Source organism: Ruegeria sp. N10 (genome assembly GCF_056531545.1).
The window spans coordinates 111,580-138,286 of the sequence record NZ_JBQFLY010000006.1 but is presented as its reverse complement, the minus strand read 5'-3'; the positions used below and the strand labels follow the sequence as shown (position 1 = coordinate 138,286).

At 57.6% G+C, this 26,707-nt stretch carries 33 protein-coding genes; 16 read left to right on the top strand and 17 right to left on the bottom strand.

What is annotated here, in order from left to right; all coding sequences use genetic code 11:
- Window positions 1-12 precede the first annotated feature (12 nt).
- The 10 genes from ACR0JI_RS10685 (at window position 13) to yddG (ending at window position 7,839) form a co-directional block, all read left to right on the top strand.
- Window positions 13-579 carry a TlpA family protein disulfide reductase gene (locus ACR0JI_RS10685; protein WP_480475053.1) on the top strand — a complete coding sequence of 189 codons (567 nt, stop codon included), beginning with the start codon at window positions 13-15 and terminating at the stop codon, window positions 577-579.
- 63 nt (window positions 580-642) lie between these two features.
- Window positions 643-768 carry a hypothetical protein gene (locus tag ACR0JI_RS10680; protein WP_480475051.1) on the top strand — a complete coding sequence of 42 codons (126 nt, stop codon included), beginning with the start codon at window positions 643-645 and terminating at the stop codon, window positions 766-768.
- Window positions 769-882: 114 nt separating this feature from the next.
- On the top strand, window positions 883-1,269 hold the full coding sequence (locus ACR0JI_RS10675) for a hypothetical protein (protein WP_480494318.1): 387 nt from the start codon (window positions 883-885) through the stop codon (window positions 1,267-1,269).
- A complete protein-coding gene (locus ACR0JI_RS10670; protein ID WP_480494320.1) occupies window positions 1,266-2,237 on the top strand; it encodes a sterol desaturase family protein in 972 nt (323 codons plus the stop codon). The genes ACR0JI_RS10675 and ACR0JI_RS10670 overlap by 4 nt, the downstream gene beginning before the upstream one ends.
- Before the next feature lie 91 nt (window positions 2,238-2,328).
- Window positions 2,329-2,517: a hypothetical protein gene (locus ACR0JI_RS10665; RefSeq protein ID WP_480475045.1), complete on the top strand. Its 189-nt coding sequence runs from the start codon at window positions 2,329-2,331 to the stop codon at window positions 2,515-2,517.
- A 103-nt stretch (window positions 2,518-2,620) separates the two neighbouring features.
- Window positions 2,621-3,454: an EAL domain-containing protein gene (locus ACR0JI_RS10660; protein ID WP_480494322.1), complete on the top strand. Its 834-nt coding sequence runs from the start codon at window positions 2,621-2,623 to the stop codon at window positions 3,452-3,454.
- A gap of 190 nt (window positions 3,455-3,644) precedes the next feature.
- Window positions 3,645-4,820 (top strand): acetyl-CoA C-acetyltransferase, encoded by a 1,176-nt coding sequence (locus ACR0JI_RS10655; RefSeq protein WP_480475041.1) that lies wholly within the window; start codon window positions 3,645-3,647, stop codon window positions 4,818-4,820.
- 187 nt (window positions 4,821-5,007) lie between these two features.
- Complete coding sequence (gene phbB, locus ACR0JI_RS10650; RefSeq protein WP_209506587.1) at window positions 5,008-5,730, top strand: acetoacetyl-CoA reductase; 723 nt, start codon at window positions 5,008-5,010, stop codon at window positions 5,728-5,730.
- A 298-nt stretch (window positions 5,731-6,028) separates the two neighbouring features.
- A complete protein-coding gene (locus ACR0JI_RS10645) occupies window positions 6,029-6,976 on the top strand; it encodes a transcriptional regulator GcvA (RefSeq protein ID WP_480475039.1) in 948 nt (315 codons plus the stop codon).
- Window positions 6,973-7,839 carry an aromatic amino acid exporter YddG gene (yddG, locus tag ACR0JI_RS10640; protein WP_480475037.1) on the top strand — a complete coding sequence of 289 codons (867 nt, stop codon included), beginning with the start codon at window positions 6,973-6,975 and terminating at the stop codon, window positions 7,837-7,839. The genes ACR0JI_RS10645 and yddG overlap by 4 nt, the downstream gene beginning before the upstream one ends.
- Here the strand turns inward: yddG and ACR0JI_RS10635 are convergent.
- The 3 genes from ACR0JI_RS10635 to ACR0JI_RS10625 form a co-directional block, all read right to left on the bottom strand.
- Window positions 7,836-8,000, bottom strand: coding sequence for a YdcH family protein (locus ACR0JI_RS10635; RefSeq protein WP_083445267.1), 165 nt, complete (start codon window positions 7,998-8,000; stop codon window positions 7,836-7,838). The genes yddG and ACR0JI_RS10635 overlap by 4 nt on opposite strands.
- 131 nt (window positions 8,001-8,131) lie before the next feature.
- A complete protein-coding gene (locus tag ACR0JI_RS10630; protein ID WP_480494324.1) occupies window positions 8,132-8,896 on the bottom strand; it encodes a tRNA1(Val) (adenine(37)-N6)-methyltransferase in 765 nt (254 codons plus the stop codon).
- On the bottom strand, window positions 8,893-9,108 hold the full coding sequence (locus ACR0JI_RS10625; RefSeq protein WP_050604033.1) for a putative signal transducing protein: 216 nt from the start codon (window positions 9,106-9,108) through the stop codon (window positions 8,893-8,895). Before ACR0JI_RS10625 ends, ACR0JI_RS10630 begins: the two co-directional genes overlap by 4 nt.
- Window positions 9,109-9,164: 56 nt before the next feature.
- Here ACR0JI_RS10625 and ACR0JI_RS10620 point away from each other — a divergent pair, with 56 nt between their 5' ends.
- Window positions 9,165-10,163: a polyprenyl synthetase family protein gene (locus ACR0JI_RS10620; protein ID WP_480494326.1), complete on the top strand. Its 999-nt coding sequence runs from the start codon at window positions 9,165-9,167 to the stop codon at window positions 10,161-10,163.
- On the opposite strand, the gene ACR0JI_RS10615 is transcribed toward ACR0JI_RS10620, so the two are convergent.
- The 4 genes from ACR0JI_RS10615 to soxR all read right to left on the bottom strand — a co-directional run bounded on the left by ACR0JI_RS10615 (window position 10,156) and on the right by soxR (window position 15,021).
- Window positions 10,156-10,977: a 4-(cytidine 5'-diphospho)-2-C-methyl-D-erythritol kinase gene (locus ACR0JI_RS10615; RefSeq protein ID WP_480475031.1), complete on the bottom strand. Its 822-nt coding sequence runs from the start codon at window positions 10,975-10,977 to the stop codon at window positions 10,156-10,158. The genes ACR0JI_RS10620 and ACR0JI_RS10615 overlap by 8 nt on opposite strands.
- Window positions 10,967-12,679: a tetratricopeptide repeat protein gene (locus ACR0JI_RS10610; protein WP_480475029.1), complete on the bottom strand. Its 1,713-nt coding sequence runs from the start codon at window positions 12,677-12,679 to the stop codon at window positions 10,967-10,969. The genes ACR0JI_RS10615 and ACR0JI_RS10610 overlap by 11 nt, the downstream gene beginning before the upstream one ends.
- A gap of 103 nt (window positions 12,680-12,782) precedes the next feature.
- Window positions 12,783-14,429 (bottom strand): electron transfer flavoprotein-ubiquinone oxidoreductase, encoded by a 1,647-nt coding sequence (locus ACR0JI_RS10605; protein ID WP_480475027.1) that lies wholly within the window; start codon window positions 14,427-14,429, stop codon window positions 12,783-12,785.
- Window positions 14,430-14,565: 136 nt separating this feature from the next.
- Window positions 14,566-15,021: a redox-sensitive transcriptional activator SoxR gene (soxR, locus tag ACR0JI_RS10600; protein WP_480475025.1), complete on the bottom strand. Its 456-nt coding sequence runs from the start codon at window positions 15,019-15,021 to the stop codon at window positions 14,566-14,568.
- Between the two features lie 80 nt (window positions 15,022-15,101).
- Between soxR and ACR0JI_RS10595 the strand changes: the two genes are divergently transcribed.
- From ACR0JI_RS10595 to ACR0JI_RS10585, 3 genes are all read left to right on the top strand, one after another.
- Complete coding sequence (locus tag ACR0JI_RS10595; protein WP_480475023.1) at window positions 15,102-15,482, top strand: VOC family protein; 381 nt, start codon at window positions 15,102-15,104, stop codon at window positions 15,480-15,482.
- A gap of 234 nt (window positions 15,483-15,716) precedes the next feature.
- On the top strand, window positions 15,717-16,187 hold the full coding sequence (greA, locus tag ACR0JI_RS10590; protein WP_209506599.1) for a transcription elongation factor GreA: 471 nt from the start codon (window positions 15,717-15,719) through the stop codon (window positions 16,185-16,187).
- A 14-nt stretch (window positions 16,188-16,201) separates the two neighbouring features.
- On the top strand, window positions 16,202-17,197 hold the full coding sequence (locus ACR0JI_RS10585) for a hypothetical protein (RefSeq protein WP_480475021.1): 996 nt from the start codon (window positions 16,202-16,204) through the stop codon (window positions 17,195-17,197).
- On the opposite strand, the gene ACR0JI_RS10580 is transcribed toward ACR0JI_RS10585, so the two are convergent.
- Genes ACR0JI_RS10580 through ACR0JI_RS10560 form a run of 5 tightly spaced genes read right to left on the bottom strand, consistent with a single transcriptional unit; the run spans window position 17,194 to window position 21,929 of the window.
- Window positions 17,194-17,787, bottom strand: coding sequence for a GNAT family N-acetyltransferase (locus ACR0JI_RS10580; protein WP_480494328.1), 594 nt, complete (start codon window positions 17,785-17,787; stop codon window positions 17,194-17,196). The two genes, ACR0JI_RS10585 and ACR0JI_RS10580, sit on opposite strands and share 4 nt — an antisense overlap.
- Window positions 17,784-19,853, bottom strand: a complete 2,070-nt coding sequence (locus ACR0JI_RS10575) for a molybdenum cofactor synthesis domain-containing protein (protein ID WP_480494330.1) — start codon at window positions 19,851-19,853, stop codon at window positions 17,784-17,786. Before ACR0JI_RS10575 ends, ACR0JI_RS10580 begins: the two co-directional genes overlap by 4 nt.
- On the bottom strand, window positions 19,850-20,341 hold the full coding sequence (mobB, locus tag ACR0JI_RS10570) for a molybdopterin-guanine dinucleotide biosynthesis protein B (RefSeq protein WP_480494332.1): 492 nt from the start codon (window positions 20,339-20,341) through the stop codon (window positions 19,850-19,852). The genes ACR0JI_RS10575 and mobB overlap by 4 nt, the downstream gene beginning before the upstream one ends.
- The gene (gene mobA, locus ACR0JI_RS10565) at window positions 20,338-20,994 is read right to left on the bottom strand and encodes a molybdenum cofactor guanylyltransferase MobA (protein WP_480494334.1); all 657 of its coding nucleotides are present in this window, start codon (window positions 20,992-20,994) and stop codon (window positions 20,338-20,340) included. Before mobA ends, mobB begins: the two co-directional genes overlap by 4 nt.
- Entirely contained in the window at window positions 20,991-21,929 is a 939-nt protein-coding gene (locus ACR0JI_RS10560) for a formate dehydrogenase accessory sulfurtransferase FdhD (protein WP_480494336.1), read from the bottom strand. The genes mobA and ACR0JI_RS10560 overlap by 4 nt, the downstream gene beginning before the upstream one ends.
- On the opposite strand from ACR0JI_RS10560, the gene ACR0JI_RS10555 reads away from it, so the two are divergent.
- Complete coding sequence (locus ACR0JI_RS10555; RefSeq protein ID WP_480494338.1) at window positions 21,928-22,638, top strand: AzlC family ABC transporter permease; 711 nt, start codon at window positions 21,928-21,930, stop codon at window positions 22,636-22,638. The two genes, ACR0JI_RS10560 and ACR0JI_RS10555, sit on opposite strands and share 2 nt — an antisense overlap.
- Complete coding sequence (locus tag ACR0JI_RS10550) at window positions 22,635-22,967, top strand: AzlD domain-containing protein (RefSeq protein WP_209506607.1); 333 nt, start codon at window positions 22,635-22,637, stop codon at window positions 22,965-22,967. The genes ACR0JI_RS10555 and ACR0JI_RS10550 overlap by 4 nt, the downstream gene beginning before the upstream one ends.
- Here the strand turns inward: ACR0JI_RS10550 and ACR0JI_RS10545 are convergent.
- The 5 genes from ACR0JI_RS10545 to ACR0JI_RS10525 all read right to left on the bottom strand — a co-directional run bounded on the left by ACR0JI_RS10545 (window position 22,956) and on the right by ACR0JI_RS10525 (window position 26,706).
- Window positions 22,956-23,588 carry a hypothetical protein gene (locus tag ACR0JI_RS10545; protein WP_480494339.1) on the bottom strand — a complete coding sequence of 211 codons (633 nt, stop codon included), beginning with the start codon at window positions 23,586-23,588 and terminating at the stop codon, window positions 22,956-22,958. The two genes, ACR0JI_RS10550 and ACR0JI_RS10545, sit on opposite strands and share 12 nt — an antisense overlap.
- A gap of 17 nt (window positions 23,589-23,605) precedes the next feature.
- A complete protein-coding gene (locus ACR0JI_RS10540) occupies window positions 23,606-23,740 on the bottom strand; it encodes an aa3-type cytochrome c oxidase subunit IV (RefSeq protein WP_267364539.1) in 135 nt (44 codons plus the stop codon).
- Between the two features lie 89 nt (window positions 23,741-23,829).
- Window positions 23,830-24,369, bottom strand: a complete 540-nt coding sequence (locus tag ACR0JI_RS10535; RefSeq protein WP_480475005.1) for a hypothetical protein — start codon at window positions 24,367-24,369, stop codon at window positions 23,830-23,832.
- Entirely contained in the window at window positions 24,356-26,197 is a 1,842-nt protein-coding gene (locus ACR0JI_RS10530; protein WP_480494341.1) for a glycerophosphodiester phosphodiesterase, read from the bottom strand. Before ACR0JI_RS10530 ends, ACR0JI_RS10535 begins: the two co-directional genes overlap by 14 nt.
- A 56-nt stretch (window positions 26,198-26,253) precedes the next feature.
- Window positions 26,254-26,706, bottom strand: coding sequence for a DUF6173 family protein (locus ACR0JI_RS10525; RefSeq protein WP_480475001.1), 453 nt, complete (start codon window positions 26,704-26,706; stop codon window positions 26,254-26,256).
- Between the last annotated feature and the right edge of the window lies 1 nt (window position 26,707).

The window sequence follows — 26,707 nt, the reverse complement described above, 5'->3', positions numbered from 1 at the left end:
CCCGGAGTTGATATGCGCTTATTTCGTTTGATCCCCCTTTATATGGCCCTTGCGCTGGGTGCAAACGCCGCTTTTGCGACCGATGCAGAAACGCTGGCTCCTCTGCGTGAAGACAGCCTGAAACGTTTGATCCTGCACAAGGAGCCCAAACCGGCAAAAGTGATCGAGTTTCAGCTGGAAGATGACGGGGGTGTCGGCACGCTGGCCGATTATGAGGGTAAGTATGTTCTGCTGAACTTCTGGGCCACCTGGTGTGCCCCCTGTCGCAAAGAAATGCCGCAGATCGCCGAATTGCAGGACGAGTTTGGGGGTGACAAGTTTCAGGTCCTGACCCTTGCCACAGGCCGCAACTCGCCAGCAGGGATCAAGAAGTTCTTTGAAGAGAATGGCATCTCCAACCTGCCGCGTCATCAGGACCTCAGCTCGGCTGCCGCGCGCGAGTTTGGCATCATCGCGTTGCCAATCACGGTCATTCTGAATCCCGAAGGTCAGGAAATCGCGCGTTTGATCGGTGATGCTGAATGGAACTCGGATAGCGCGAAGGCGATTATCTCGACGCTTGTTGGCGCAGAAAACTGAGGAAATAGCCTTAATATCAGCAAATCATGATTTCCTCCGGGCATTCAACTCGGAGGATTTTTGATGAATTCTATTGCAGGAGTTGCCGCGATGGCGGGTGTTTTTTGGATGGCCACCGATGCTGCTACCACCAATGATGTACGCAAGAAGGGCAAGGGAGATCCGGTAACCTACATGATCTCCGACTAGTATTCCTGCTTGTCGGATGGCCGCGATCAAAGCCTTGGTTTTGGAACACAGCTGACGCGACGCCACCTTTGACAGTTTCCATCCTCCTTTGCACTCTGCGCTCAGGAGGACGGAATGCCGCTGGAAATTCTATTGGTGCTGGTCGTTGGGGGCATAGCCGGGATTACGCTGTTGCTGCATCTGACGGGCAAGTCGCAGTTGCATGTGCTGACGCCGGACACGGCGCCACGCCAGTGGCTCCGGCATTTTCCCGATGACACGGTGATCGACGTGACAATCGCCCATGACGGTCACGCGGCGCTGGTGCGGACACAGAATGGGGCCGGGTTGATCTGGTCCTTCGGGGCCGACACCGTCGCGCGGCATCTCCATGATTTCGACTGGCTTGAGACCGCCAATGGCATCGAAGTTCGGTTTCACGACTTCAGCACCCCGCGCGCGACCCTTCACCTTGACCAGACCGAACGCCAGCACTGGCAACACTTGATGAGGCCCGTATGACAGACCAGGTAAGCTTCCCCGATGCGGTGCAATGGGCCGTCCCGTTTTTCATCGCTGCTATTCTGGCAGAATTCCTGTGGATCGCAGTCAAAGGCAAAGGCGGTCGGTATGAAACGCGCGATGCGGTGACCTCGCTGATCATGGGGGCCGGGAACATCGCGTCGGGCTTTTTGCTGGGCTTTATCGCCTATGCGTTTTTCATGTGGCTTTGGCAGATCACTCCTCTGGATCTTGGCACGTCAATTCCCGTTATCATTCTGTGCTTTGTTCTGGATGATCTTCGCTATTACTGGGTACATCGTTTTGGGCATCGCATTCGCTGGGTCTGGGCCAGCCATGTCAACCACCACAGCTCGCAGCACTACAATCTGACCACAGCGCTGCGGCAAACTTGGACCTATACCTTTACGTTCATGATGGTCGTTCGCGCGCCGCTGATCCTGCTGGGTTTCCATCCGGCCATGGTTCTGTTCGTTGGCGGATTGAACCTGATCTATCAGTTCTGGATTCACACCGAGGCCATCGGCAAGATGCCCCGATGGTTCGAAGCGATCATGAATACCCCCAGCCATCATCGCGCGCATCACGGCCGAAACGCACGGTATCTGGATTGCAATTACGCCGGAGTTTTCATCATCTGGGACAAGATGTTCGGGACATTTGTGCCTGAACAGGAAAACGACCGGGTCGATTACGGGCTGGTTCACAATATCGGCACCTTCAACCCTTTGCGCGTTGCGTTTCACGAATGGGTCGGCATCTGGCACGACGCCACGCAGCCCGGCCTGACACTGCGGCAACGTCTGGCCTATTGTTTCGCACCGCCGGGTTACAGCCACGACGGCAGCCGCGACAACTCGGAACAGATAAAAGCCAAGCACCTGGCTCGCCACCCCGAGGACCGGGGAACGCCCGGATTTGAGCAGGTCGACAAGATCCTGCCGAAAGGACAGGCGGAACAGGCCTGACACAGCTGTCAGGCCCCACTACGACTTGAACTCCGGCCTTTGCACGCCATATCGGTCATGGAATGTGGCGCATAGTTGAGCGAGGGGCGGCATGAAACGTTTGGCAACCATTTCGACCTTCGTCGGGTTATTTGGCCTGTTGCTGGCCATGCTTGCCGCGCTCGGCAGCTTTGTTGGCACGCTGATCGCACTGGGTTTTGTCCTGATGATTCTGGGTGCGACAGGAGCCCTTCTTGGAGCCGCGGTATCACTGGCCCGTGCCGGGCATTCCGCGCGCTGAAACCGCATTAAGCAACTTCTTCTGACGCTTTAACCGCAGATTCATCTGTTTGCCCCGAAACTGTGTCAAAACACCTGTTCCGGACACACGGGAATCTGCGCCTATGGGAAACAAAAAGCTCGCCAATCTTCCCGAAGGGTTGGACACCCCTTTGAATGCAGCAGTGTCAACACGGGATCGTTCGGTGGTTCAGATGGCAACCGATGCTGTGAAGCACAAGCAATGTCGGTTGGCCTTTCAGCCAGTTGTTCAGGCGCACCCGCCGCATGGCATCGCGTTTTATGAAGGGTTCATTCGCGTGATGGATGAAACAGGGCGTGTTATACCCGCCCGCGAATTCATGCCGCAGGTTGAAAACACCCCGATCGGACGTGATCTCGACTGCGTCGCGTTGGAACTTGGTCTGCGCACGTTGGTGAAGAACCCCCAGATCCGCCTGTCGATCAACATGTCCGCCCGCTCGATCGGTTATTCCAACTGGTCCGGTATACTGGACCGGTTTCTGAAACGGGACCCGCAGCTGGGCGAACGGCTGATCCTAGAAATCTCCGAAAGCTCTGCCATGCAGGTGCCTGAATTGGTGGTCGACTTCATGGACCGCCTTCAGGATCGCGGCATCGCCTTTGCGCTGGACGACTTTGGTGCCAGCAACTTCAGTTTCCGCCACTTTCGCGAATTTCTGTTCGACGCCGCAAAGATCGATGGTCAGTTTATCAGGGGTATCAGCGACAGCCCCGACAACCAGGCTTTGGTGCGGGCCTTGATTGCCGTGGCGCGTGAGTTTGAAATTCTGGTCACTGCCGAATCGGTCGAAACACAGAAGGATGCGGCATTTTTGCTTGCAAGTGGCGTGGATTGCATGCAGGGCTTTTTGTTCGGTGCGCCCAGTGTTTCACCCCCGTGGAAGCAGGAAAGAAGTTCAAAAACAGCAAGTTGATCCGTGGGTGATCGACATTTTTCCGCCATTTCCCAAGCTGAGACAAGCTGCCCGTTGCTGCAAGTGCAGCATTACGCTATTGCAGAAGTACTTGAGCGGGGGAAAACGGGGCGCTCTTGTTTCGAGAGGGAAACTCTCGGCCTGCGCCGTCAGACATTCCGCCAGATAATGACGGTAAAGGACTGATCATATGACCAACGTAGTAATCGCATCCGCCGCACGAACAGGTGTTGGCAGCTTTAGTGGTTCGTTTGCGAACACCCCCGCACATGATCTGGGCGCGGCCGTCCTGGAAGCAGTTGTCGAGCGCGCCGGGATTGAAAAAGGCGAAGTCAGTGAGACCATCATGGGTCAGGTTCTGACTGCGGCTCAGGGCCAGAACCCGGCTCGGCAGGCGCATATCAACGCCGGTTTGCCGCAGGAAAGCGCCGCCTGGGGAATTAACCAGGTTTGCGGCTCGGGCCTGCGTGCCGTCGCATTGGGCGCTCAGCACATCCAGCTGGGCGATGCCGATATCGTCGCCGCTGGTGGCCAAGAGAACATGACCCTGTCACCCCACGCCGCCGCCCTGCGCGCGGGTCACAAGATGGGCGATATGAAGTATATCGACACCATGATCCGCGATGGTCTGTGGGATGCCTTCAACGGCTATCACATGGGTCAGACGGCGGAAAATGTTGCCGAGAAATGGCAGATCAGCCGCGACATGCAGGATGAATTCGCTGTCGCTTCGCAGAACAAGGCCGAGGCGGCGCAAAAAGCTGGCAAGTTTGTCGACGAAATCGTGCCCTTCACCATCAAGACCCGCAAGGGCGACATCGTGATGGACAAGGACGAATACATCCGCCACGGCGCTACAATGGAAGCCATGGCAAAGCTGCGCCCCGCCTTTACCAAGGACGGATCGGTCACAGCTGCAAACGCTTCGGGCCTGAACGACGGCGCCGCCGCGACCCTGTTGATGTCGGCTCAAAACGCAGAAAAGCGCGGAATCGAACCTTTGGCTCGCATCGCGTCCTACGCAACTGCCGGGCTGGACCCGTCGATCATGGGCGTTGGCCCGATCTACGCTTCGCGCAAGGCATTGGAAAAAGCAGGTTGGTCCGTCGACGATCTGGACCTGGTTGAAGCCAACGAAGCCTTTGCCGCGCAAGCCTGCGCAGTGAACAAAGACATGGGCTGGGACCCGTCGATTGTGAACGTGAACGGCGGCGCAATTGCCATCGGCCACCCGATCGGTGCATCAGGTTGCCGCGTTCTAAACACGCTGCTGTTCGAAATGAAGCGCCGCGACGCAAAGAAAGGTCTGGCCACTCTGTGCATCGGCGGCGGCATGGGTGTCGCCCTGTGTGTGGAGCGCGACTAAGTGCGCCAATAACCAAATAGAAAAGGGCGTCCATGGGACGCCCTTTTTTGTTAAACTGGGGTCGTACCCCTTAGATGCGACGATATTGCCATCCGAAATAAACACCTTAACGACGAAACAATATTGCGCACAAGCATCTCTCAAAGTAACAGCATTACCAAGGCGACTAAAATTGGAGGAGTCCTAAATGGCACGTACAGCACTCGTTACCGGCGGTTCCCGCGGCATTGGCGCAGCAATTTCCAAGGCGCTCAAAGCCGAAGGATACAACGTTGCGGCCACCTATGCAGGGAATGACGAAGCCGCCGCGAAATTCACCGAAGAAACCGGCATCAAGACCTACAAGTGGAACGTCGCCGATTATGACGAATCCAAAGCAGGTATCGAAAAGGTTGAGGCCGAGGTTGGCCCCATCGATATCGTTGTCGCCAATGCTGGCATCACCCGTGATGCACCTTTCCACAAAATGACACCCGATCAGTGGAAAGACGTGATCGACACCAACCTGACTGGCGTGTTCAACACTGTGCACCCTGTCTGGCCTGGCATGCGCGAGCGCAAGTTTGGCCGTGTCATCGTCATCAGCTCCATCAACGGTCAGAAGGGCCAGTTCGCTCAGGTGAACTATGCTGCGACCAAAGCTGGCGATCTGGGCATCGTGAAATCTCTGGCGCAGGAAGGCGCGCGGGCGGGCATCACGGCCAACGCAATCTGCCCCGGTTATATCGCAACCGAGATGGTGATGGCGGTGCCTGAAAAGGTACGCGAATCGATTATTGGCCAGATCCCTGCCGGTCGTCTGGGCGAGCCTGAAGAGATTGCACGCTGTGTGACCTTCTTGGCCTCGGACGAATCTCAATTCATCAACGGCTCGACCATCTCGGCCAACGGTGCTCAGTTCTTCGTCTGATCCAGGCTTGTGAACAAAAAAACGGGCCGGCCCCTTTGGACCGGCCCTTTCTGATCCCGTAAGAACGCGCGCGCTGCGATCAGCGGGAACCCAATACCCAATTCCACATCTGCCGGACCACCTTGCCACGCTCTTCATGAGCGCGCAGGATCGCCACTTGGGCGGCGGGATTTGTTGTCATCTCGATCATGGCAGCCGCCTTTCAATTCAGTTTTGCTTGACCTGATGTGAATATGAAGGTCACTTAAAGCCGTGACAAACGAAGTTTCCTGAACCTTCAGTTAAGAATTTCTTGGCTATGAGTGATTATCTGCCCCCACTTACCGCGCTTCGGGCTTTTGATGCCGCGGCCCGGCACATGTCCTTCGCGAAAGCGGCGGAAGAGCTGCACGTGACGCCAGCGGCCCTGTCCTTTCAGATCAAATCGCTTGAGGAGCATCTGGGCCGCCCTCTGTTCCGCCGTCTGAACCGCGCTGTGGAACTGACCGATGCGGGCCGCGCCCTGGCCCCCGGCGCGGCAGAAGGCTTTGCCACCTTGCAAGCCGCGTGGCGTGCCGTACGCAGGCAGGAGGATGGCACCGGACTGACCGTCACCGCAGGTCCGGCGCTGACCGCAAAGTGGCTGGCGCCTCGCCTTTACGAGTTTGCCCGTGCGCATCCGGAAATCGATCTGAAATTCTCGGCCACGTTGCGCAATATGGATCTGGAGCGGGATGATGTGGATGTTGCCATCCGGTTTGGCAATTCCGCCGATGAGGGGCTGTATTCCGTACCTGTAAGAAAGGAGTGGCTGACTCCGGTCATGACCCCGGAGCTGGCGGAACAATTCACCACGCCAGACAGCCTGCGCGACGCACCGTTGATCCACGACGATTCGATCAACTTTCTGACCCCACCCTGCGACTGGCCTGCCTGGTTCCGCGCTGTGGGTATCGATTTCACACCCACTCATGGGGCGCATTTTTCCAACGCAGATCACGCGATTGACGCCGCTGTCGCTGGTGTTGGTGTCGCCCTTGGACGGCGTGCCATGATCCTCAAGGACTTGACCGAAGGTCGGCTGGTTGCCCCCTTCAAGGTCGCGCTGGAAACGCAGGGCCGGTTCCGATTCCTGTGCCTTCCGGGGGCCGAGAAACGTCCTCAGATCGCAGCATTTCGGGATTGGTTCCTGACCGAGATTGAAAAGACCGCGCATATTTCGGATGAGTTCGACATTGTTCCGATCGAAGAGGTTTCCGGATCATGACCAAAACGCGCGCAACAGCCATCGGTTTTGGGGCCGTACTATTATGGGCTTTGCTGGCGCTTTTGACCGTCGGCTCTGCACCTACACCGCCTTTGCTGCTGAACACGATCTGCTTTTCGATTGGTGGTACACTTGGGTTGATCTGGACAGCCGCAACCGGTGGGTTCAGCGGGTTGAAACAGATCCCCTGGACGACCTACCTGTTCGGTTCATTGGGCCTGTTCGGGTACCACGCATTGTATTTTTCAGCCCTACGCATGGCCCCCGCGGCCGAGGCCGGACTGATTGCCTATCTCTGGCCCCTTCTTATCGTTCTGTTTTCCGGCCTGCTACCGGGCGAGCAGCTTCGCGCTGGTCACTTGATTGGGGCGTGCCTTGGCTTTGCTGGGGCTGCTTTGATCATCACCGGAGGCGGGAGCGCAGGTTTTCAGGCGCAACATCTGCCAGGATACACATTGGCCCTGCTTTGCGCGATGACATGGTCAGGCTATTCAGTTCTGTCACGCAGATTGGGCGATACACCGACCAGTTCGGTTGCGGTCTTTTGTCTGATGGCTGCGTTGGCTTCGGGTCTGCTGCATCTGGCAATGGAAGACACCGTGCTGCCCGACTCGACACTAGGGTGGGTTTCTGTACTGGCACTTGGCCTTGGGCCCGTTGGGCTGGCCTTTTACGTCTGGGATATCGGGGTGAAGCAGGGTGATATTCAAATGCTCGGGACCTCATCTTACGCGGCCCCGCTATTGTCGACACTTGCTTTGGTGATGGCCGGGATCGCTGCCCCATCCTGGGGGCTGGCGATCGCGGCTTCTCTGATTACCGGCGGGGCCTTGATCGCGGCCCGTTCCAGTTTGAAATCTTAAGCAGACAGTCGCTCGATCTCTTCCTTCAGCTTGAGCTTCTGTTTCTTCAGCTGGGCTATGTGGAGATCATCGATGCCTGGCGAGCGTTGGGCTTGTTCTACTTCTAGACCGAGAGATTCGTGCTTTTTCTTCAGTTCTGTCAGATGTGCGCTCACGCTCATTGCGATCCTCCTTTTATACGTGTCTGTATGTCACGTAAGAAGTTGATCACATCGTTTCCACCCTGTCACGCTGCAGACGCACAGAATCTGAAACAAATCCGACAAAATCGGCTGGACATTGCCGGTCGTCGTCAGAACCCGGGCAGGGCAGCGGCCTTCCGAAGCGCAGCCGATACCGCATCCGTATAGCTTTCGCCGTCTTTTTCGTGACGTTCACCCGCGTGCAGAATCAAAGGTGGGTGGAGGCGAAATGCCGCACGCCCTCCTTTGCGGGCACGCAGAATGATCAGCTCAGCCTCTCGCCCTGTCCGTGGGCTTAGCGGCAACAACTCTACCGATCCCAATTTCCCTTGGCACGCTGCCAGCATGTCGGGCAGTCGATCGGCTTTCTGGATCATGTGCAGGTACCCTTTTTGCGCAAGGCGTCTGGCAGCCACTGCAATCCAGTCGGCCAACTGGGTGTCTTCGCTCAGGGCCACACTTCTTCCAGCATCCTTTGCAGGGCTATGCGCCCCCGCCCGATAATAGGGCGGATTCGCAATGACGTGATAGAACTGGCGCTGCCGAAGCGCCTCGGGCAAAGCGGTCAGGTCGGCTTGGACAACTTCCAGCTCTATCCCGTTGATTTCCGCGTTTCTGCGAGCCAATTCCGCATAGGCAGGCTGTAGCTCGATACCTGTCAGGTGCAAACCGGGCACTCGTGAGGACAAGCAAAGAATGGCAGCCCCGGCACCGCACCCCAGCTCCAACACAGACTGACCTGCCCTGGCCGGAACGGATGCAGCAAGCAATACCGGGTCTACCCCTGCACGATAACCTGAATGAGGTTGCAGCAACCGGATCCTGCCCCCCAGGAAATCATTGCAGCTGAGTTCACTATCGGAAAACCGGTTCATCGGCCCAGCGGAATTTCATTGTCGCGCATCACACGTTCGGCACGGGTCAAGTCTTCGGCGCGAACCATCAGTCGGCGGGGAAAGATCCCAATCCCACCTTCGAGGATGCTCATATTTACGTCCATCTGAAAGCAGTCTATATCCTCGCCTTCAAGGAGAGCCGATGCAAAGGCCAGGATCGTCGGATCGGTACTGCGCAATAGTTCTTTCATGGGGATGGATGTAAGGGCAAGGCTGGGCGAAAGTCGAGCCTTGTATCAGGAGTGTGATGACCGTCGGCATGATCTCAAAACCGCATGAGCGCCTCGCTGAAATTCTGGCGGGTGAAATGGAGGCTGTGAACACGTTGATCCGCGCCCGGATGGCGTCGGACCATGCCCCACGTATCCCCGAAGTGACCCAGCATCTGGTCGAGGCGGGCGGAAAGCGCCTGCGCCCAATGCTGACATTGGCAGCGGCGCGGCTGTTTCGCTATTCAGGTGAGCACCACGTGCGCCTTGCTGCCACGGTCGAGTTCATCCACACCGCCACCCTTCTGCACGACGACGTTGTGGATGAGAGCGCCCAACGGCGCGGACGCCCGACCGCAAATCTACTTTGGGACAATAAATCCAGCGTGCTGGTCGGTGATTACCTGTTTTCCCGCAGCTTCCAATTGATGGTCGAAACGGGTTCGCTGCGGGTTCTGGATATCTTGGCCAATGCCTCAGCAACCATCGCCGAAGGCGAGGTGCTGCAAATGACCGCTGCAACCGACCTGCGGACAGATGAAAGCGTTTACCTACAGGTTGTGCGCGGCAAGACAGCAGCTTTGTTTTCAGCTGCGACCGAGGTGGGCGGCGTGATCGCCGGTGCATCGGAAGACCAGATCAAAGCTCTGTTCGATTATGGTGACGCATTGGGGATCGCATTCCAGATTGCGGACGACCTGCTGGATTATCAGGGTGACAGCAAGACAACCGGCAAAAATGTGGGCGATGATTTCCGCGAACGAAAGCTGACCCTGCCTGTCATCAAGGTTGTTGCACAGGCCACGCCCGAAGAGCGCGCTTTCTGGGAGCGCACGATCGAAAAGGGCCGCCAACAGGATGGCGATCTGGATCATGCGCTGGGCCTGATGGACAAATACGCAACGCTGGAAGAAACTCGGCAGGACGCATTGGGCTGGGCGAACAAGGCAAAGGCATCTTTGGATGTTCTACCTGATCATGAAATTCGCAGCCTGCTGCGCGAACTGGCCGATTACGTGGTCTCGCGCCTTAGTTAAGCTGCGTCGCGCGGCACCACCATTCAGGATGCGCCGCACCGATCTCATAGGCCGCGAAATGCGCGTCTTTCATTGTGGGGTACAGAGCATAACAGGTCGAGCCGGAGCCCGACATACGCGTTACAAGGGCACGATTGGTCATGTTCAACTCGTCCAGAACCTGCTCGATCTCACGTGCAACGCCCATGGCAGGTACCTGCAGGTCATTGCGTTGATCACGCAACCACAGGGCACAGACTTCAGCGTCTACAAAATCTGGGACTAACTCAGGCATCGGCGGATTGTCTCTGGACGACAATGCGTTGAAAACGGCATTTGTCGGCACCGGCACATTCGGGTTGACCAAAAGGGCGGGTAAGTGCGGAAGGTTCACCGCCGCCAAACGATCGCCAATGCCTTGCATTCTGATCGCCCGGCTTTCCAGGCAAACGGGCACATCTGCCCCCAGTGACAACGGCAAGTCAGGCGGGACGTCACATCCCTGCCCTGCCAATGTCCAAAGCGTGGCGGCCGCATCCGATGACCCACCCCCTATACCTGCCCCGTGGGGCAACGACTTGATCAGGTCTACATGCCCGGTCCAGCCGACGCCTTCGGCCGCTTTCCAGACCAGATTACGGTTGTCCGTGGGCACGCCTTCAGCAAACTCCCCAATCACGTCCATAGACAGCTCGGGGCCGGGTGTGAATGTCAACTGATCGCCCAGATCAGCAAAAACCACTAACGAATCCAACAGGTGATAACCGTCCTTACGACGTCCGGTCACATGGAGGGTCAGGTTGATCTTGGCGGGCGCAAACGCCTTAATTTCCATTTGCGACTTTCAAAGGTTCCGCACCTTCTTCGGCCAGAACGGCGCTTAGTCCGACTTCGATCTTGCGTCGAATGCGATCCGGGTCAGCCTCGCCATCCGTGTCTTCGGGGTCAACGAAGGACAGAGCCCGTTTCCACTGGAACTCGGCCTCACGCGCTCGTCCAACAGCCCAATAGACGTCCCCCAGATGATCATTGACGACCGGATCAACGGGCATCAGCTCGACCGCGCGCTCCATATGCTCGACCGCTTCTTCGTAACGACCCAGACGGAACAAAACCCAACCCAGACTATCCACGATGTAGCCACTATCCGGGCGGGCCTCGACCGCGCGCTGGATCATGTCCAGCGCTTCATCCAGCTTTTCTTTCCGTTCTACCAAAGAATAGCCCAGATAGTTCAGCACCTGCGGCTGATCCGGATTCAACTCCAGCGCCCGGCGGAAATCGGTTTCAGCCTGATCCCACTGCTTCAGCCGCTCGTGGCTTATGCCGCGCGCGTAGTGCAGGAACCAATTCCCGCCTGCCTGACTGTCCGTCAAACCAATCGCAGTGTCATAAGAGGCAACCGCAGCCGCATAGTTTTCCTGACGACGTTGAAGATCTGCCAGAGAAACATGGACGCTGGGCAAATCAGGATTTTGCAGCGCCAGGTTTTGCAGAACTTCAATGGCCGCATCGGTTTTTCCGGACTTGTCCAGGATTTCGGCCCGCCCAAGTTCTGCGGCATGGTGGTCATTGCTGCCGGCCGGAACCATGCGATAGGCGGCAACAGCCAGATCATACTGTTGCAGTTTGTCCAGCAATTCCGCGCTCAGCAGAATGGCGTCCACGTGGTCAGGGCGCAGAAAACTCGCCAGTCGTGCGTAAAGCAGGACGTAGTCAGCCGAAGCCTCGCTGTTCAATGCGGCACCAACGGTAAAGAATATTTCCGCCATTCCATCCAGCGCAGAGCCCGCGTGAGTGAACGGAAGCGTCTCGCCCGCGGTCAATTGGCCGGTATAGGCTTCAATGGTCGGATCGCTACCGGAAACAAACACATCGTCCAGAAACTGTATGGCGTCTTCGTTGCGATCCAGCTGCGACAGCACCTCTGTACGGGCCAGCGCGGCCCGACGCGAGAACCGCGCAACCGCGCCGTTGTTATCCGCAAAAATCACCTCGGCACCTTCGAAATCGCCGATAGAGGCCAGTGCCATGGCTTTGTGATACAGCGCAAATTCCCTGAGGCCTTCCTGCGTTGCCACGGCATCGAACTGATCCATGGCCTTTGTCATTTCACCTTGCCCCAGATGGGCCCATGCGATCATCAGCCCATCAACCAAAGGACCGATCCCCTGCGTTTCAGGGTCACGCGCCAGAAGTTCGTCAAACTTGCCGTCTGCGATCAAATTGGCCGAAATCGCCATGCGCGCGGCCTGGCTTGGAATGTTGGCTTCCTCGATCTGCTTTGCAACAGGCAAAGCACGGGCAATTTCCCCCAGCGCAAGGCGGGCGACAACAACGCTTTCCAAGAGCAGCGCGTTTTCCGGATCAAACCTGAGAGCCTGGGCGTAGTATCTTTCCGCCGCAGAATAGTCGCTTTCGTAAATCGCCTGACGCCCGGCCAGATAAGAACCGGCACCCGATTCTGAAAAGGCCGGAACTGCGACCGACGACATGAGCAGCACGGACAATGCCGCGCGACGAACCAGGGAAACCACCGAAATCCTGCCTTGCTATCGTTGACTGACGGTTAAGCTAGGGCTTCGGTCGGCAAGAGGCAATGGCAGAGCCTTCACGACCCTGCCATTACCGGTTTTTTGCTTACATGTTCGGATAGTTTGGTCCGTCGCCACCCTGCGGCGTGGTCCAGGTGATATTCTGGCTTGGATCCTTGATGTCGCAGGTTTTGCAGTGAACGCAGTTCTGGAAGTTGATGACGAATCGCGGACCGTTGTCATCCTCGACCATTTCGTACACGCCTGCCGGGCAATAGCGCTGCGCCGGTTCGTCGAACTTGGGCAGGTTGACCTTGACCGGGATATCCGGGTCCGTCAGGCGCAGGTGGCAGGGCTGGCTTTCCTCGTGATTGGTTGCCGCAAAGGACACGTTGGTCAGACGGTCAAAGGACAGCGTCCCATCGGGCTTGGGATAATCGATCGGCTTGTGCTTGCTGGCTTCCTCAGTCGACTGGGCATCGTTCTTGCCGTGTCCCAGCGTACCAAAGAACGAAAAGCCCAATGTGTTGGTCCACATGTCCAGGCCACCCAGCACCAGCGAGGGGATCATGCCCCACTTGGACCACATCGGCTTGACGTTGCGCACCTTCTTCAGGTCCTTGCCAATCGCGCCATTGCGAACATCGGCCTCGTAAGCGGTCAGCTCATCGCCCGAACGGTCAGCCTTGATCGCGTCATAGGCGGCCTCGGCGGCAGCCTTGCCCGATAGCATCGCATTGTGGTTGCCCTTGATGCGCGGCACGTTGACCATGCCCGCGGAACAGCCCAGCAGCGCCACGCCCGGCGCCACCAGCTTGGGCATCGACTGAAGGCCGCCTTCGGTGATCGCACGGGCACCGTAAGCCACGCGCTTGCCGCCTTTCAGCAGCTCGGCCACCATCGGGTGATGCTTGAAGCGCTGGAAATCCATGTAGGGGTACAGGTGCGGGTTCTTGTAGTTCAGGTGAACCACAAAGCCGACATAGACCTGATTGTTTTCAAGATGATAGATGAACGACCCGCCGCCTGCGTTGCCGCCCAGAGGCCAGCCCATTGTGTGCGTGACCGTACCTTCCTTGTGCTTTGCCGGATCGATCTCCCAGATCTCTTTCATGCCGACGCCGTATTTCTGCGGCTCTTTGCCGGCAGACAGGTCATACTTGGCGATGACTTCCTTGGACAGTGAGCCGCGCACACCTTCCGACAGGAAGACGTATTTGCCGTGCAGTTCCATACCCGGCTCGGTATTGGGGCCATAAGAGCCGTCCGCTTCCAGACCAAAGACACCGGCCACCACGCCTTTGACTTCACCGTTATCGCCGTAAACCAGTTCGGAACATGCCATGCCGGGGAAGATTTCTACGCCCAGCTCCTCGGCCTGCTCGGCCATCCAGCGGCAGACATTGCCCATCGACACGATATAGTTGCCATGGTTGTTCATCAGCGGCGGCATCGGGAAGTTGGGGATTCGGATTTTGCCTGCCTCACCCAACATGTAGAAATTGTCTTCATGCACCGGCACGTTCAGCGGAGCACCTTTTGCCTTCCAATCCGGGATCAAAGCGTCCAGCCCGCAGGGATCGAGAACTGCGCCAGACAGGATATGAGCGCCCACTTCTGAGCCTTTTTCCAACACGACAACATTCAGATCCGCGTCCAACTGTTTCAGTCGAATGGCCGCCGACAGGCCCGCAGGACCTGCGCCTACGATCACCACGTCATATTCCATTGCTTCGCGTTCAATCTCGGCCATCGCGGGCTCCCTAGCTTACTTTCCGAATTGGCGCTGTCACTGTAGGATCTGCGCAATTTTGTTTCACGGCTGATTACATGGTCAGAAAGACTTTGGTCAATCGAAACACGGCGTAACAAGGGCGCTATTCGACACATCAGTCCTCTGGTGCATCACCCATCAGGTATCTGGGGCCGCTACCATGGGATTTTGCCCTGTCATCGGGGTTATAAAGCTTGCATTTCGGCAAGCTGAGGCATCCGCATCCGATGCAGCCGTCCAGATTGTCGCGCAATCGCATCAGGGTATCGATTCGCTGGTCCAGATGAGTGCGCAACCGCACGCTTATGGCTTTCCAATCCTGCGGTGTCGGTGTTCGCTTTCCCGGCAAGCCCGACAAGACCTCGCGGATTTCAGGTAAAGTCAGGCCGAACTGCTGCGCGATCATGACAAAGCTCAGCCGCCGGATATCTGCCCGCTGGTAACGTCGCTGCCCACCCGCATTGCGCCAGGGCGCAATCAAACCCTGTGCTTCGTAATACCGTATCGCTGAAACGGCCAACCCCGTACGTCGGGCCAATACCCCGATTGCCAACCCTTCTGAAACAGCCATGTCACCCTCGAAGAAATACCTTGACCTAAAGTTAGGTTTAGAAATTACGGTGAGTCGAAACAAGCCAAAAAGGAGATCCCATGATGGCAACGCTTGAGCATACCAATTTCACTGTCAGCGACCCACAGGCCTCAGCCGCCTGGATGCAGCAGGTCTTTGGCTGGAAAACACGGTGGGAAGGGCCCGCAAACTCAGGCGGATATACAGTGCATGTCGGATCGGCCCACACCTATCTTGCGCTTTACAAACCCGATGCGCCGAAACCATTGGTCGAAAGCAGCTACGATGTTGTCGGCGGGCTGAACCATGTTGGTGTTCTGGTCGAAGATATCGACGCAACCGAGGCCAAGGTGCGCAAGGCCGGGTTCGAACCCCATAATCATGCCGATTACGAACCGGGGCGTCGGTTCTATTTCAGGGATGACAACGGCATCGAGTTTGAAGTGGTTCAATATGATTGAGATGCTGTGGCTCTGCACGCCTTCGAGGCGATGGTGCAAGGGCGGGCAACCGGACCATCGCCACAGGCCACACCCGAAACAATCCAGACGGCACGATGTTGCGAATTGATCGCTGCACCTGCTGACACCTCTTGCAATTCACGTGGTATTTGGGTCAGGTAATCGTCAACCTAGGACTCGCCCCGACGCTTCTGTGCGGCGGGGCGAGTCAGTTTATGCGTGGACGTAGAGAGTATGGAAAAGATCCCTATGACGCCTGCGGGCAATGCCGCACTCGCAGCTGAGCTGAAGAACCTCAAATCCGTCGAACGCCCTGCGATCATCGAAGCCATCGCATCGGCGCGAGAACTTGGCGACCTGAAAGAAAACGCCGAATATCATTCAGCCCGCGAAAAGCAGGGGTTTATCGAAGGTCGCATCAAGGAACTGGAAGGTATCCTGTCGCTGGCGGATGTAATTGACCCTGCAAAACTGTCCGGCGCGATCAAGTTTGGCGCAAAGGTTACATTGGTTGACGAGGATACCGACGAAGAAAAGACGTGGCAGATCGTCGGTGAATATGAAGCCAATATCGAAGCTGGCCTTTTGAATATCAAATCCCCCATCGCCCGCGCCCTGATCGGCAAGGACGAAGGTGACAGTGTCGAGGTGCGCACCCCTGGCGGCGTGCGCTCTTATGAAATTCTGAGTATCAAGTACGCCTGACCGGAGCGCATGTAATGTCGGGGCCCAAACCTGACCCGGAAACTGAAAGACCGACTTCGCTGGGCATCTATGACCGCCCAAAGGCGCCGTCTGTCACCGAGATTGAGATTGCCGCACTGGTGCTCAGCCTGATTTGGCTGGTGGTGTCGGTTGTTTTTCTGGTGTTGCCAGATAAGGCGCAGAGCGGTGGTTTTGTTGTCACCTTTCTGGCCGTTTTCATGCCTGTGGCGATGATCTGGGTCGCGGCCACTGCCATGCGTGCCAGCCGCGTGATGCGCGAGGAAAGCGCGCGGCTGCAAACTGCGATTGATGCGATCCGCCAGGCTTATGTGGCGCAGCAGCAGCGCGCATCCAGCACCTACGAACCTACGGTAGCAAAGAAACTGGATGAGATCGCAGCCGCGACGCGAAAAACCGAAAGCACGCTGGCAACATTTTCGACCAAGCGCACAACGCCCCCTTACGCCCCTGCAAAACCACTCGTTGCGGGTGCTCAAACCTCGCTTGAACTGGGCACATCTGCGGAAGAAATTGCGCCACCGCTGAGCACCGATATCTTTATCCGCGCCTTGAACTTCCCGGAAACTCAGAATGACACCGAAGGGTTCAACGCCCTGCGCGTGGCGCTGAAAGACCGCAAGACGGCGCAGATCGTGCAAGCCTCGCAGGATGTTCTTACACTGCTCAGCCAGGAAGGCATCTACATGGACGACCTGCGTCCTGACATGGCCCGGCCCGAAATCTGGCGTCAGTTCGCGCAGGGCGCGCGGGGTCGCGCTGTCGCCTCGCTGGGGGGTGTACGCGACCGGTCCTCGCTGGCGCTGACAGCTGCGCGGATGAAACAGGATCCCATTTTTCGCGACGCCGCCCACCATTTTCTTCGCCGCTTCGACAAGATGATGGCCGAGTTCGAGCCCACCGCAAGCGATGCAGAACTGAGCGCGTTGGGTGAGACCCGCACCGCGCGGGCGTTCATGTTGCTGGGGCGCGTAGCCGGGACGTTTGATTAATCAGGCAAAACGATCCAAGACATCTTGGTCGCGCTGCTGAAACCAAACACATAACTTAAAGGCCCAGTTTTTTCTTCACCCACAGCCCGAAATCCTTCGCGCTCATATAAAGCGCGGGCGCGGGGGTTTGTGTCGATAACGTCAAGCTGAACCACTGACATGTTTTGTTTCCGCGCTTCACACTTAACGGCACCCAGCAAGGCAGTACCAACCCCTTTGCCACGCGAGCCCGCGGCCACAAATATGCCATCCATCTGAAACACGCCTGGTTTCAGTTCGCGCTCCAAAATGCTGAGGATGAGGGCGCGCCAAATGGCCCCAAGCCAGCCATAGACCTTTGCTAGGTCTGACATTCCGCCTCCGGCCAATGCACCATCGCGTGTCTTGAAACCTGCAAGCCCCAAAATCCGGTCTTCCTTGTCCCGTGCAACAAGCGCGAAATCCGGGTTCAACGAAGTTTCGAAAAAAGCCAGCCCCTTTTCATCCGGACCCATGACTTTGTTCATTTTCGCCGAAAATGCCTGCCAGAACAGGGTCGCCACCAGTGGGCGTTCCGCATCAGAAAAACCGCGTGAGACCGTTATTTTCACAACCCAAAACTGCCATACGGGATAAACCGAACCATATCACCGGGTTGGATATGCCGGGCACCATCTTCTATTTCGACCAGCCCTTCGGCCCAGCTGAGCCCGCTGATCCGGCCCGACCCTTCTGACTTGAAGACTTCAACCCGGCCTTCCCGTATGCGCGCGCGCAGGTATTCGCGGCGGCCCGGTTTCTTGCGTTTTTCAAAGGCAGCGGGCACTTCGAACCCTTGCGGCTCGATCCAGCCTTCGCCAGACATCAGGCCCAGCGCCGGTCGCGCAAAGATCAAGGTGCAGACCAAGGCGGCAACGGGATTGCCGGGCAGTCCAAAGACTGGGGTTCCGGACCACAACCCCAAAGCCAGAGGGCGACCGGGTTTCAAGGCGATCCGCCAGTGTTGCATCGCCCCCGCCTGGCGCAGCAAGGCAGATACGTGGTCTTCGTCACCAGCAGATGCGCCACCACTCGTCAGTATCACATCTGCCTGTTCCGCAGCCTGATCCAGCCGTTCCCGCAGGGCGTCCCGATCATCTGAAACACGCCCCATATCCACAGGTACAAACCCCAGCCTTTCGACCAGAGACAACAGCATCGGGCGGTTGGCGTCGAATATCTGACCCGGTCCGGCGCACTCTCCGGCGTCGACCAGTTCATCACCGGTCGATACCACGGCGACACGCAGCGGCTTGCGCACATTCACCTCGGCAATGCCCAAAGCGGTGAGCAGCGCAAGATCAGCCGGTGTCAATCGGCGCCCTGTAGGCAGGGCCAGATCGCCTGCGGCCACATCCTCGCCCGCTTGCCTGGTATTTGCCCCCTTTTTCAGCGGACCATGGAACGCGATATGCCCGTCTTTAACTGTGACATCTTCTTCCAGAATAACCGTATCCACCCCGTCAGGCAGCGCCGCACCCGTCAGAACGCGCAATGCCTGGCCCACGGGAACGTCACCTTCAAACGGGATACCGGCTGCTGCGCGCCCATCGACCAGCGGCAGGATCTGTGGCCCATCTGAAACCGGACCAGCGAACCCGAACCCATCCACGGCTGTATTCGGTTGCGGCGGGTTGGAACGTTGGGCTGTAACATCTTCTGCCAGAATGCGCCCACTCGCCTTATTCAGCGCGACCGTGTCAACCGAGGTAATCGGATGCAACCTGTCGCGCAAATAGGCCAAGGCGTCATCAACCGGCGTCCACTCCACACCCGCTGGCAGCGCAAAACAATCGTTGCGCAACGGTGGCGGGGCTATGTTCGGCTTGTTCTGTGTAACACCCAATATCCAGCCTTCCTCTGCCGCAGAAACATCTAATTGCGCATTCAACTCCTGCTCTGTCAAACGCGACAGAGTCAAGGCGACCTGTTCGACTTGCCAAGCATCCTTGATCCGCCCATCTGGTTGCGCTCCCAAGGTGAGCGACGGCCAGATCTCCACAAAGGCGACGGGTTTATCCAACGGCTCGAACGGCCAGACCGCGACTTGTCCGGCAAAGCGATGGCGGAGCCTGCTTAGGACTGGAAGCCCCATCATCACCTGCCCACCGACCGCGCCTGCACCCGCCATCTGCCAGCAGGTGAAACTGCCTTTTGCCGAGGCTTCAACCGCACGACGGTCGGAAAACGGATTGGAATAGCCCGTCTTGGTTCGCGGCAAACCATCAATTTCGCGCCCAAGGCCATTCATCCAAAATGGGCCTCTTCCTCCGAATTGTCGATTGATCCGGCCTGCCAAGTCGAAACGATTGTTCGTTTTCGGACCGTCCTCGACATGCTGTTCGAACCAATCCCACAAGACCAAGGGGTCATCCGTTCCGGTCATCGCGCGGGCAAAACCCTTCGGGTATCCAAAAGGGAAGTCAAACCCCAGAAATAGGCGTCGGCCTGCTTTCAGTTCGGTGTGGATCAGGGCATCCAGCCACGCCTCGGCAAGCGCCCGGTTGCGTAGGTATTCAGGTCCCTGTGCCCGCCCTTCACGCGCAATACAGACCCAGATCGCGTCTTTGCGCGGTGTTGGCCCGGTGTCATTTCCACCAGACCAGTCCACCATGGCAAAGGTCTGGAACAGGGTCACAAACCGACCTCATCCAATATGAAGTCCGCGATCCTGACTGTATCATTCAAGTCGAAAACCGGGCAATCCAGTTCCAGCGCCGTGTCGCTGGCAACGGCTCGAACGGTATCGTTTTCAATCGCGATCAAAGGGTTTCCCGCCTCGGCGCGAAACGCCTCGATCTTTGGGTGACCTTCCCGCTTGAAGCCTTCGACCAGCACCAGATCAACCGGAGAAAGCCGCGCCAGCAATTCGGCCAAAGTTGGCTCGGGCGCACCGCGCAGCTCTTGCATCAAGGCGACGCGCTGCCCCGACGCAAGCAACACCTCGCTGGCACCAGCAACGCGGTGACGATGACTGTCCGTGCCCGGCTGGTCCACATCGACGCCGTGATGCGCATGTTTGACAGTTGAGACGGTAAAACCCCGCCCCGTGATCTCGGTCACCAGCCGTTCCATCAGCCCGGTTTTGCCTGCGTTTTTCCAGCCAGTGACACCGTAGACTCTCATACCTGCTCCAACAGTGTCCGGGCGCGGTCCAAATCGTCAGGTGTATTGACGTTGAAGAACGGATCAAACGGGTCAGCCTGGAACATAGCCTCGCGTCCGTCATGTTTATCAGTCCACAGCACGACCTTGCGCAACCCGTCCGTCAGAGCCGCCCGCAGATCATCGCGCAGAGCCACAGGCCAGAGCCCAAAGGTCGGGTGCCGGTTGACCCGCCTGCCCCCTCCGGATTTCAGCGCTTCGTCGCCCGTTCGCGGAGTAGTGGCCAAGACCAGAGGATGCACCTGCCCCTCTGCCGCCTCTTGCAGGCGCGCCACCAAATCACGCGGGAAGAACGGTGTATCTGCGGCAGCCGTTACGATACTGTCGGCCCCCTGATCTGCCGCCCAGTCGAGCCCCGCCAGAACACCGGCCAAAGGGCCAGCGAAGCCTTCAATCGTGTCAGGCAGAACGGGTAGCGTCAAATCGCTGAAACGCTCGGGGTCACCATTTGCGTTCAGGGCCAAACCACCGACTTGAGGAGACAGCCGATCAACGACATGGGACAGCAGGCTCCGCCCGCCAATCTGCAATAAACCTTTGTCACCACCACCCATCCGGGTGGCCTGCCCGCCTGCGAGGATGACGCCGAGAGGTTTTTTGTTTTCATCACTCATTGGCTACTCTTCCGCCGGTGTTTCCTGTCTTCGGCCACAACCGTCGACGGGTCCACATCGCGAACCAACCGTTCCTCACCGGAAAGACAAACAAAGCGCTGTCCGCGCATCCGGCCGATCAGCGTAAGGCCGAGCTCACGCGCGATCTCGACACCCCAGGCGGTGAAGCCGGAACGGGACGCCAACACAGGAATACCCATCATCGCCGTTTTGATCACCATCTCGGATGTCAGGCGACCGGTGGTATAGAGGATCTTGTCCTCTGCCGTCGCCCCCTCGGACAGCATCCAGCCTGCGATCTTGTCGACGGCATTATGGCGACCCACGTCTTCCATATAAACCAGCGGACGGTTTTCGCGGCACAATACAGTCCCATGAATTGCCCCGGCCTCAAGATAAAGCGACGGGGTGCGATTGATCTTGGCCGCCAGTTCGTAAAGCCACGAGGTACGCACCTGCACTTGCGGCAGCTGAACGCCCTCAAGACCCTCCATCATGTCCCCGAACACCGTTCCCACAGCGCAGCCACTGGTGCGCGTCTTTTTCTTCAGCTTGTCCTCGTACGAAGTCGCGCGTGCGGTGCGGACAACAACGGTTTCAAGATCATCATCGTAATCGACACGGGTAATCTCATCATCGGCCAGCAACATGCCCTGATTTCGCAGGAAACCCAGCGCCAGATATTCGGGATAGTCGCCAATCGTCATCGCCGTCACAATTTCCTGCGCGTTGAGGAAGATCGTCAGTGGGCGCTCTTCAACCACTGAAATCTGACTGACCTCGCCATTCTGGTCCACCCCCTCGACGGCACGGGTCAAGCGGGCCGCGCCCGGATCAGGAGCGATTACATAGTCTGACACGTCGGTTTCGGTGACCAATTGCAACCCCTCCACAAGACCGATACTGCTGCTGGCGTCACCATAGGATTTAGCCATGGCCTCTGCCACATCCAAGTCTTACTTCTGGAAAGGTTTTCGCGACGGCACGCCGTTTGTCTTCGTGGCTGTGCCTTTTGGCCTGTTGTTTGGTGTCTTCGCGACAGAAGCCGGGTTGAATATCGTGCAGACCATTGCCTTCTCCGTCACCGTTTTTGCTGGCGCGGCGCAGTTCACAGCTCTGCAACTTCTGCAGGATGAAACGCCTACAATCATCGTTTTGATTTCTGCCCTGGCAGTGAACCTGCGGGTTGCGATGTATTCCGCATCGCTGACGCCGTTCTTGGGTGCCGCCCCCTTGTGGCAAAGAGCATGTGCGGCTTACCTGATCGTGGATCAGTCTTACGCCTGTTCAATCGCGCAGTTCGAAAAAGAGCCTGATCTAACGATCCCCCAGCGAATGGCCTATTTCCTGGGTTCGGTCACTCCGATCACACCGCTGTGGGTTCTGGGAACCTGTCTGGGTGCCGTGCTGGGCGCTCAGATCCCAGAGAGTTGGGCGCTGGACTTTGCCCTGCCGATCACCTTTCTGGCGATGATCGGACCAATGATGCGTACGCTGGCCCATGTCATCGCCGCCCTGGTCGCCATTGTCGTTGCCCTGCTGACCGTGAGTGTGCCGTTCAATCTGGGCCTGCTGATCGCAGGCGCTGCAGGGATGATGGCCGGCGCGCAGGCGGAATTGATGCTAAAGCGGAACACGCCATGAACCAGATCGATCAGACAACAATATGGATCATCATCGTGGGTCTTGCGGTGGGCAGCTATGCTTTGCGCTTTACCTTTATCGGTCTCGTCGGTGATCGCCCAATGCCGCCCTGGTTGTTACGTCACCTTCGATATACAGCCGTGGCCATCCTGCCCGCACTGATCGCGCCGCTGGTGGTTTGGCCTGCGGCCACCGAAGGACAACCGGATATACCCCGTATGTCGGCCGCAGCGGTTGCATTGTCTGTGGGCATTCTAACCAAGAACGTGCTGGCGGCCATTTTTACCGGGGCGGCAACACTTTACACATTGCTGTATCTAGTTGGATGAAGCCGCGTCCAGCTGGTTCAGGCGCGCATTGTTGAACGCCAGTCCCTTTTGCAGGTCCGCGTCGTCGTTTTCACGGTATTCCGCCGATTGAACACCTTGCAACGCTCCAAACTGATCCGACAGTTTGACCGGATAGAATGTAGTCGTGATCTGTTCGAACCCCGGAACCTGCTGCAACAGTTGCGAAGTAGAGTTCGCACAGAAAGCACCAGCCACCGGGCCCATCTGCTTGGCCAGTTGCAACGCAATTTCGGCCTGTTGCGGAGTGACCTCGATCGTCTGGATGCGCGCATAATGTGTTTCGCGGGCGTGGCTGCTGCGATACGCACGTTCGACATTCGGAGTGATTCCGTACAGCACGTCGTTCCTGATCGGTACAACATCCGCCCGGAACGATCCTGCCGGGTCGAAAATAACCCGCTCACTGCCACTGATCATCAGCGACGTATGCGCACCCGAACCAGTCCGGGTGCTGATCATCGTGTACAAGGTCAGGGTCGATGGCCCCGGATCGCGATAGGAGCGGGACGTAATTTCAGTCTGATCCGCTTGCGGGCGCTGTGATGCAGCGCAACCAGCCAACGTTGCGGCCACAAGGCACGCAGTCAATATCCTGAGCAAAGCCGCCCCCGAGTTGCTTACGAGGCGAAAACTGCCAGGAACAGGCACAACAAGGCGATTGCAACCACACACCAGGTGGTGGCTTTGATGAAACCGTTGAAAGTTTTGGTTTGAACATCGATGTTCATTTCGCCGTGCTTGTATTCAGCCATGAGTCTCAGAATCCCAATTCGCGTGTTTGACTTGTTGGATAATGGAAAACAAAACGCCTGTCACCACGTCATTCGCGCGCAGGGCGCGCTTACTTGAGGACCGAGCATCCGGGATAACCGAACCCCCATCGCCAGGGCAGGCCGCTGCACGGCCCGCCACCGAAACGAACCGCCCCATACATGGCATCCGCGGTGATCGCGTGAATGGTGCGGATCTGGTCAGGTTCCATATCATAGCGATCCGCGTATTCGTCGGCATACAGATCTCCATGCGCCGCAACACAGGCATGCAGGGCATCATCCGCCGCCAAACGCGCGTCATAGCTTTCCTCGGCCGAATCCGCGCCGTCGGCATTGTGATATGCCCGGTCGTGGATCACACAACAGTTTTCCCAAGGCGGATGTTCTTCAAAAAGCTCGCCAACCTGCGGGAACTGCTTTGCCACCCAGCGCCAGCTTGCAGACAATCCACCCGAACACCCGTCTGTTTCGAATGGTTGCAGCTCGGCGCTTTCGCTCTGGTCCATCAAGGCGCGATGGGCAGGCATTTCGAACCGGCGCATCAAGTCCTGTGCCAAGGCGGCGTGCGGAATAACGAGCAACAGCAGCGAAAGATTAAGGGCTTTCATCGCGCATCGCCTTGGTGTCGACCTGCAATCCGAAAGTCGTGGCCAACCACAACATCAGCCGCTCTGCTGGTCCCATTTCGGCACGCACGCGCAGAACCTCATTGGCCATGGCCGGGCGGTCGGTGATCAGACCATCAACACCCATAGACGCCATTTTGGACATTTGCAGCGGATCGTTCACGGTCCAGACATAGATATCCTTACCGGCATCGTGAACCTTTCGGATCAGGCCCGGCGTTGCCATCCCAGCATTGATGGCGACAAACTCGCCCTCCAACCCCGACAGATCACCAATGGCTGTGGCAGCCAATACACCCGAACGCCAGTCCGGGCGCAGTTTCTTCATCTTTTGGACGGCCGGATATTTCAACGACATGGTGGCGACCTCGTCCTGCATCTCCAACTCTTCCACCAGATTGATCACCCGGTTTTCCAGATCAATATCATGGCCATAGTATTTCAGTTCGATAAGAACCCTGGACTTGCCTTTGGCCGCCTCCAGCACATCACGCAGAGTTGGCGTTCGTTCCGAGGCGTATTCCGGATCAAACCAGCTGCCGATGTCGATATCTGCCACATCCGCCATCGTTGCATCCCAGACCTTCAGGTTAACACCCGCCAGCTTCATGAAATCGCTGTCATGGGCCACGATGATCACATCATCCGCAGATTCCTGAACGTCGATTTCAACCCAATCCGCGCCGTCCTCGATGGCTTTCAGAACCGAGGCCATCGTGTTTTCCGGCCGCAAGGCCGCTGCACCCCGGTGGCCAATGACCTCGGCATGATCCGGGGCCTGCACACGTTCCAGCAGACTTTGACCTGACCAAAGGCCAATAACCAACGCGGCAAGGGATGCGCCCACTGTCACAAATACAGGCGCCCGAATTTTCCGGGGTTCTGGGTGGGCGATCTTTTTTGCATCAATATCGAAAAACCCGTCCAACAAGACGGCCAACGCGCCCAGCGCCGTTGCCGCCAGAACCAGCCCCGCCAATGACCACAGCCCTGCGACGACAAAACTGAAGGTCAGGGCCAGCTTGAGGTTGCTGCCGTCCTGCACGGGTACGAAAGTAAACAAAAGGCTGGCCACTGCGGCAATCAAAGCGGCGATGACAAGGCGCATCCCCAGCCAAAGGGCAAGTTCGATCTTCAACCGCCCGCGCCTGCCTTCCATCTTCTGCGCACTTTGGGCAAACGCCGTTCGGGGCGCAGTTCGTTCGAAAAGGACCAAATGCAGGGCCAGCGCCCAGGCGGACAGGCGACGGATCAAAAGCCACGCCAGTACAAGAACAACCACTCCGATCAGAAGAACCGCCACCTTGAAGGCGGGGGGGCGGAAGGTCAGGTAATAGTTGATGTCATATTCAGTCAGCGTCCACCAAGCGATCAGGCCAGCGACAGCCACGAATGGCAGGGCAAGCAACAGGACACGCAGGATGAAACGCACGGCAAATCCGAACAACGCCGGGAAACGGGACAGGATCAACGCGAGCGCCGCACTGCCAGCGCGCCAGGGATCTTGTTCGCCCATACGCAGCGACCCGGCCATGACCGAGAACACAAAGACCTCGGCCAGCAGAAACAGGCTCAGAACTACAACAGACGAGATAAACCCGACCGGAGACAGCAGGAACATGGCAATGTCCTGATCCGTCAAGGCCGTCTGGTCAGACAGAGAGACTGCCAGATTGACCGTCAGTGCCACCCCTGGCGCAATCAGCGCAACAAGCAGTAATCGCACAGCGATATAAATTGGCACAAAAACCCGACGCCGGGCCCAAGCCCCCGCGTAGGCATGTGTTACGGCATGGAAATATCTGTTCACGCGGTCGCCTCCGAACTGATACATTCATTCAAAGGCGCGCAAACGTGAATTGCAAGTCAGCTGTCTTTCAGGTCCGCAGCCAGGCGGAACCCGATGCGGTTGGCTGGCTTGTCTTCAACCGATTTGGGAAGCGCACGCAACATCACGTTCAACTGGCTGACATGTTGCACCAGTTGCGTGCGGGCTCCGGTCCCGTCGGACCCGTAAAAGGTTATCATGTCGGGGTCGAAATAACCCATCCCCTCGATCCGCATCACGCCTGCATCGCCGCCAGTGAAACCCATGGCGACCTCATGATCGCCGTCCAATGTCTGTTCGAAATTCTGGATATACAGGATTAGCCGCTCGTAGGCCCATTGTGCGGGGCTTTTGCTGGCCACCGGTTTTTTCAGCGTCTCTGGCAGTTTTTTGGTTCCGGATTCGGCTTTCGGATCGGCGTGCACCTCGTAACATCTTGGCAACGCTGCGGCTTCTGCGGCCTCGGCCGAGGTTTCGATCTGGTCCTGCATT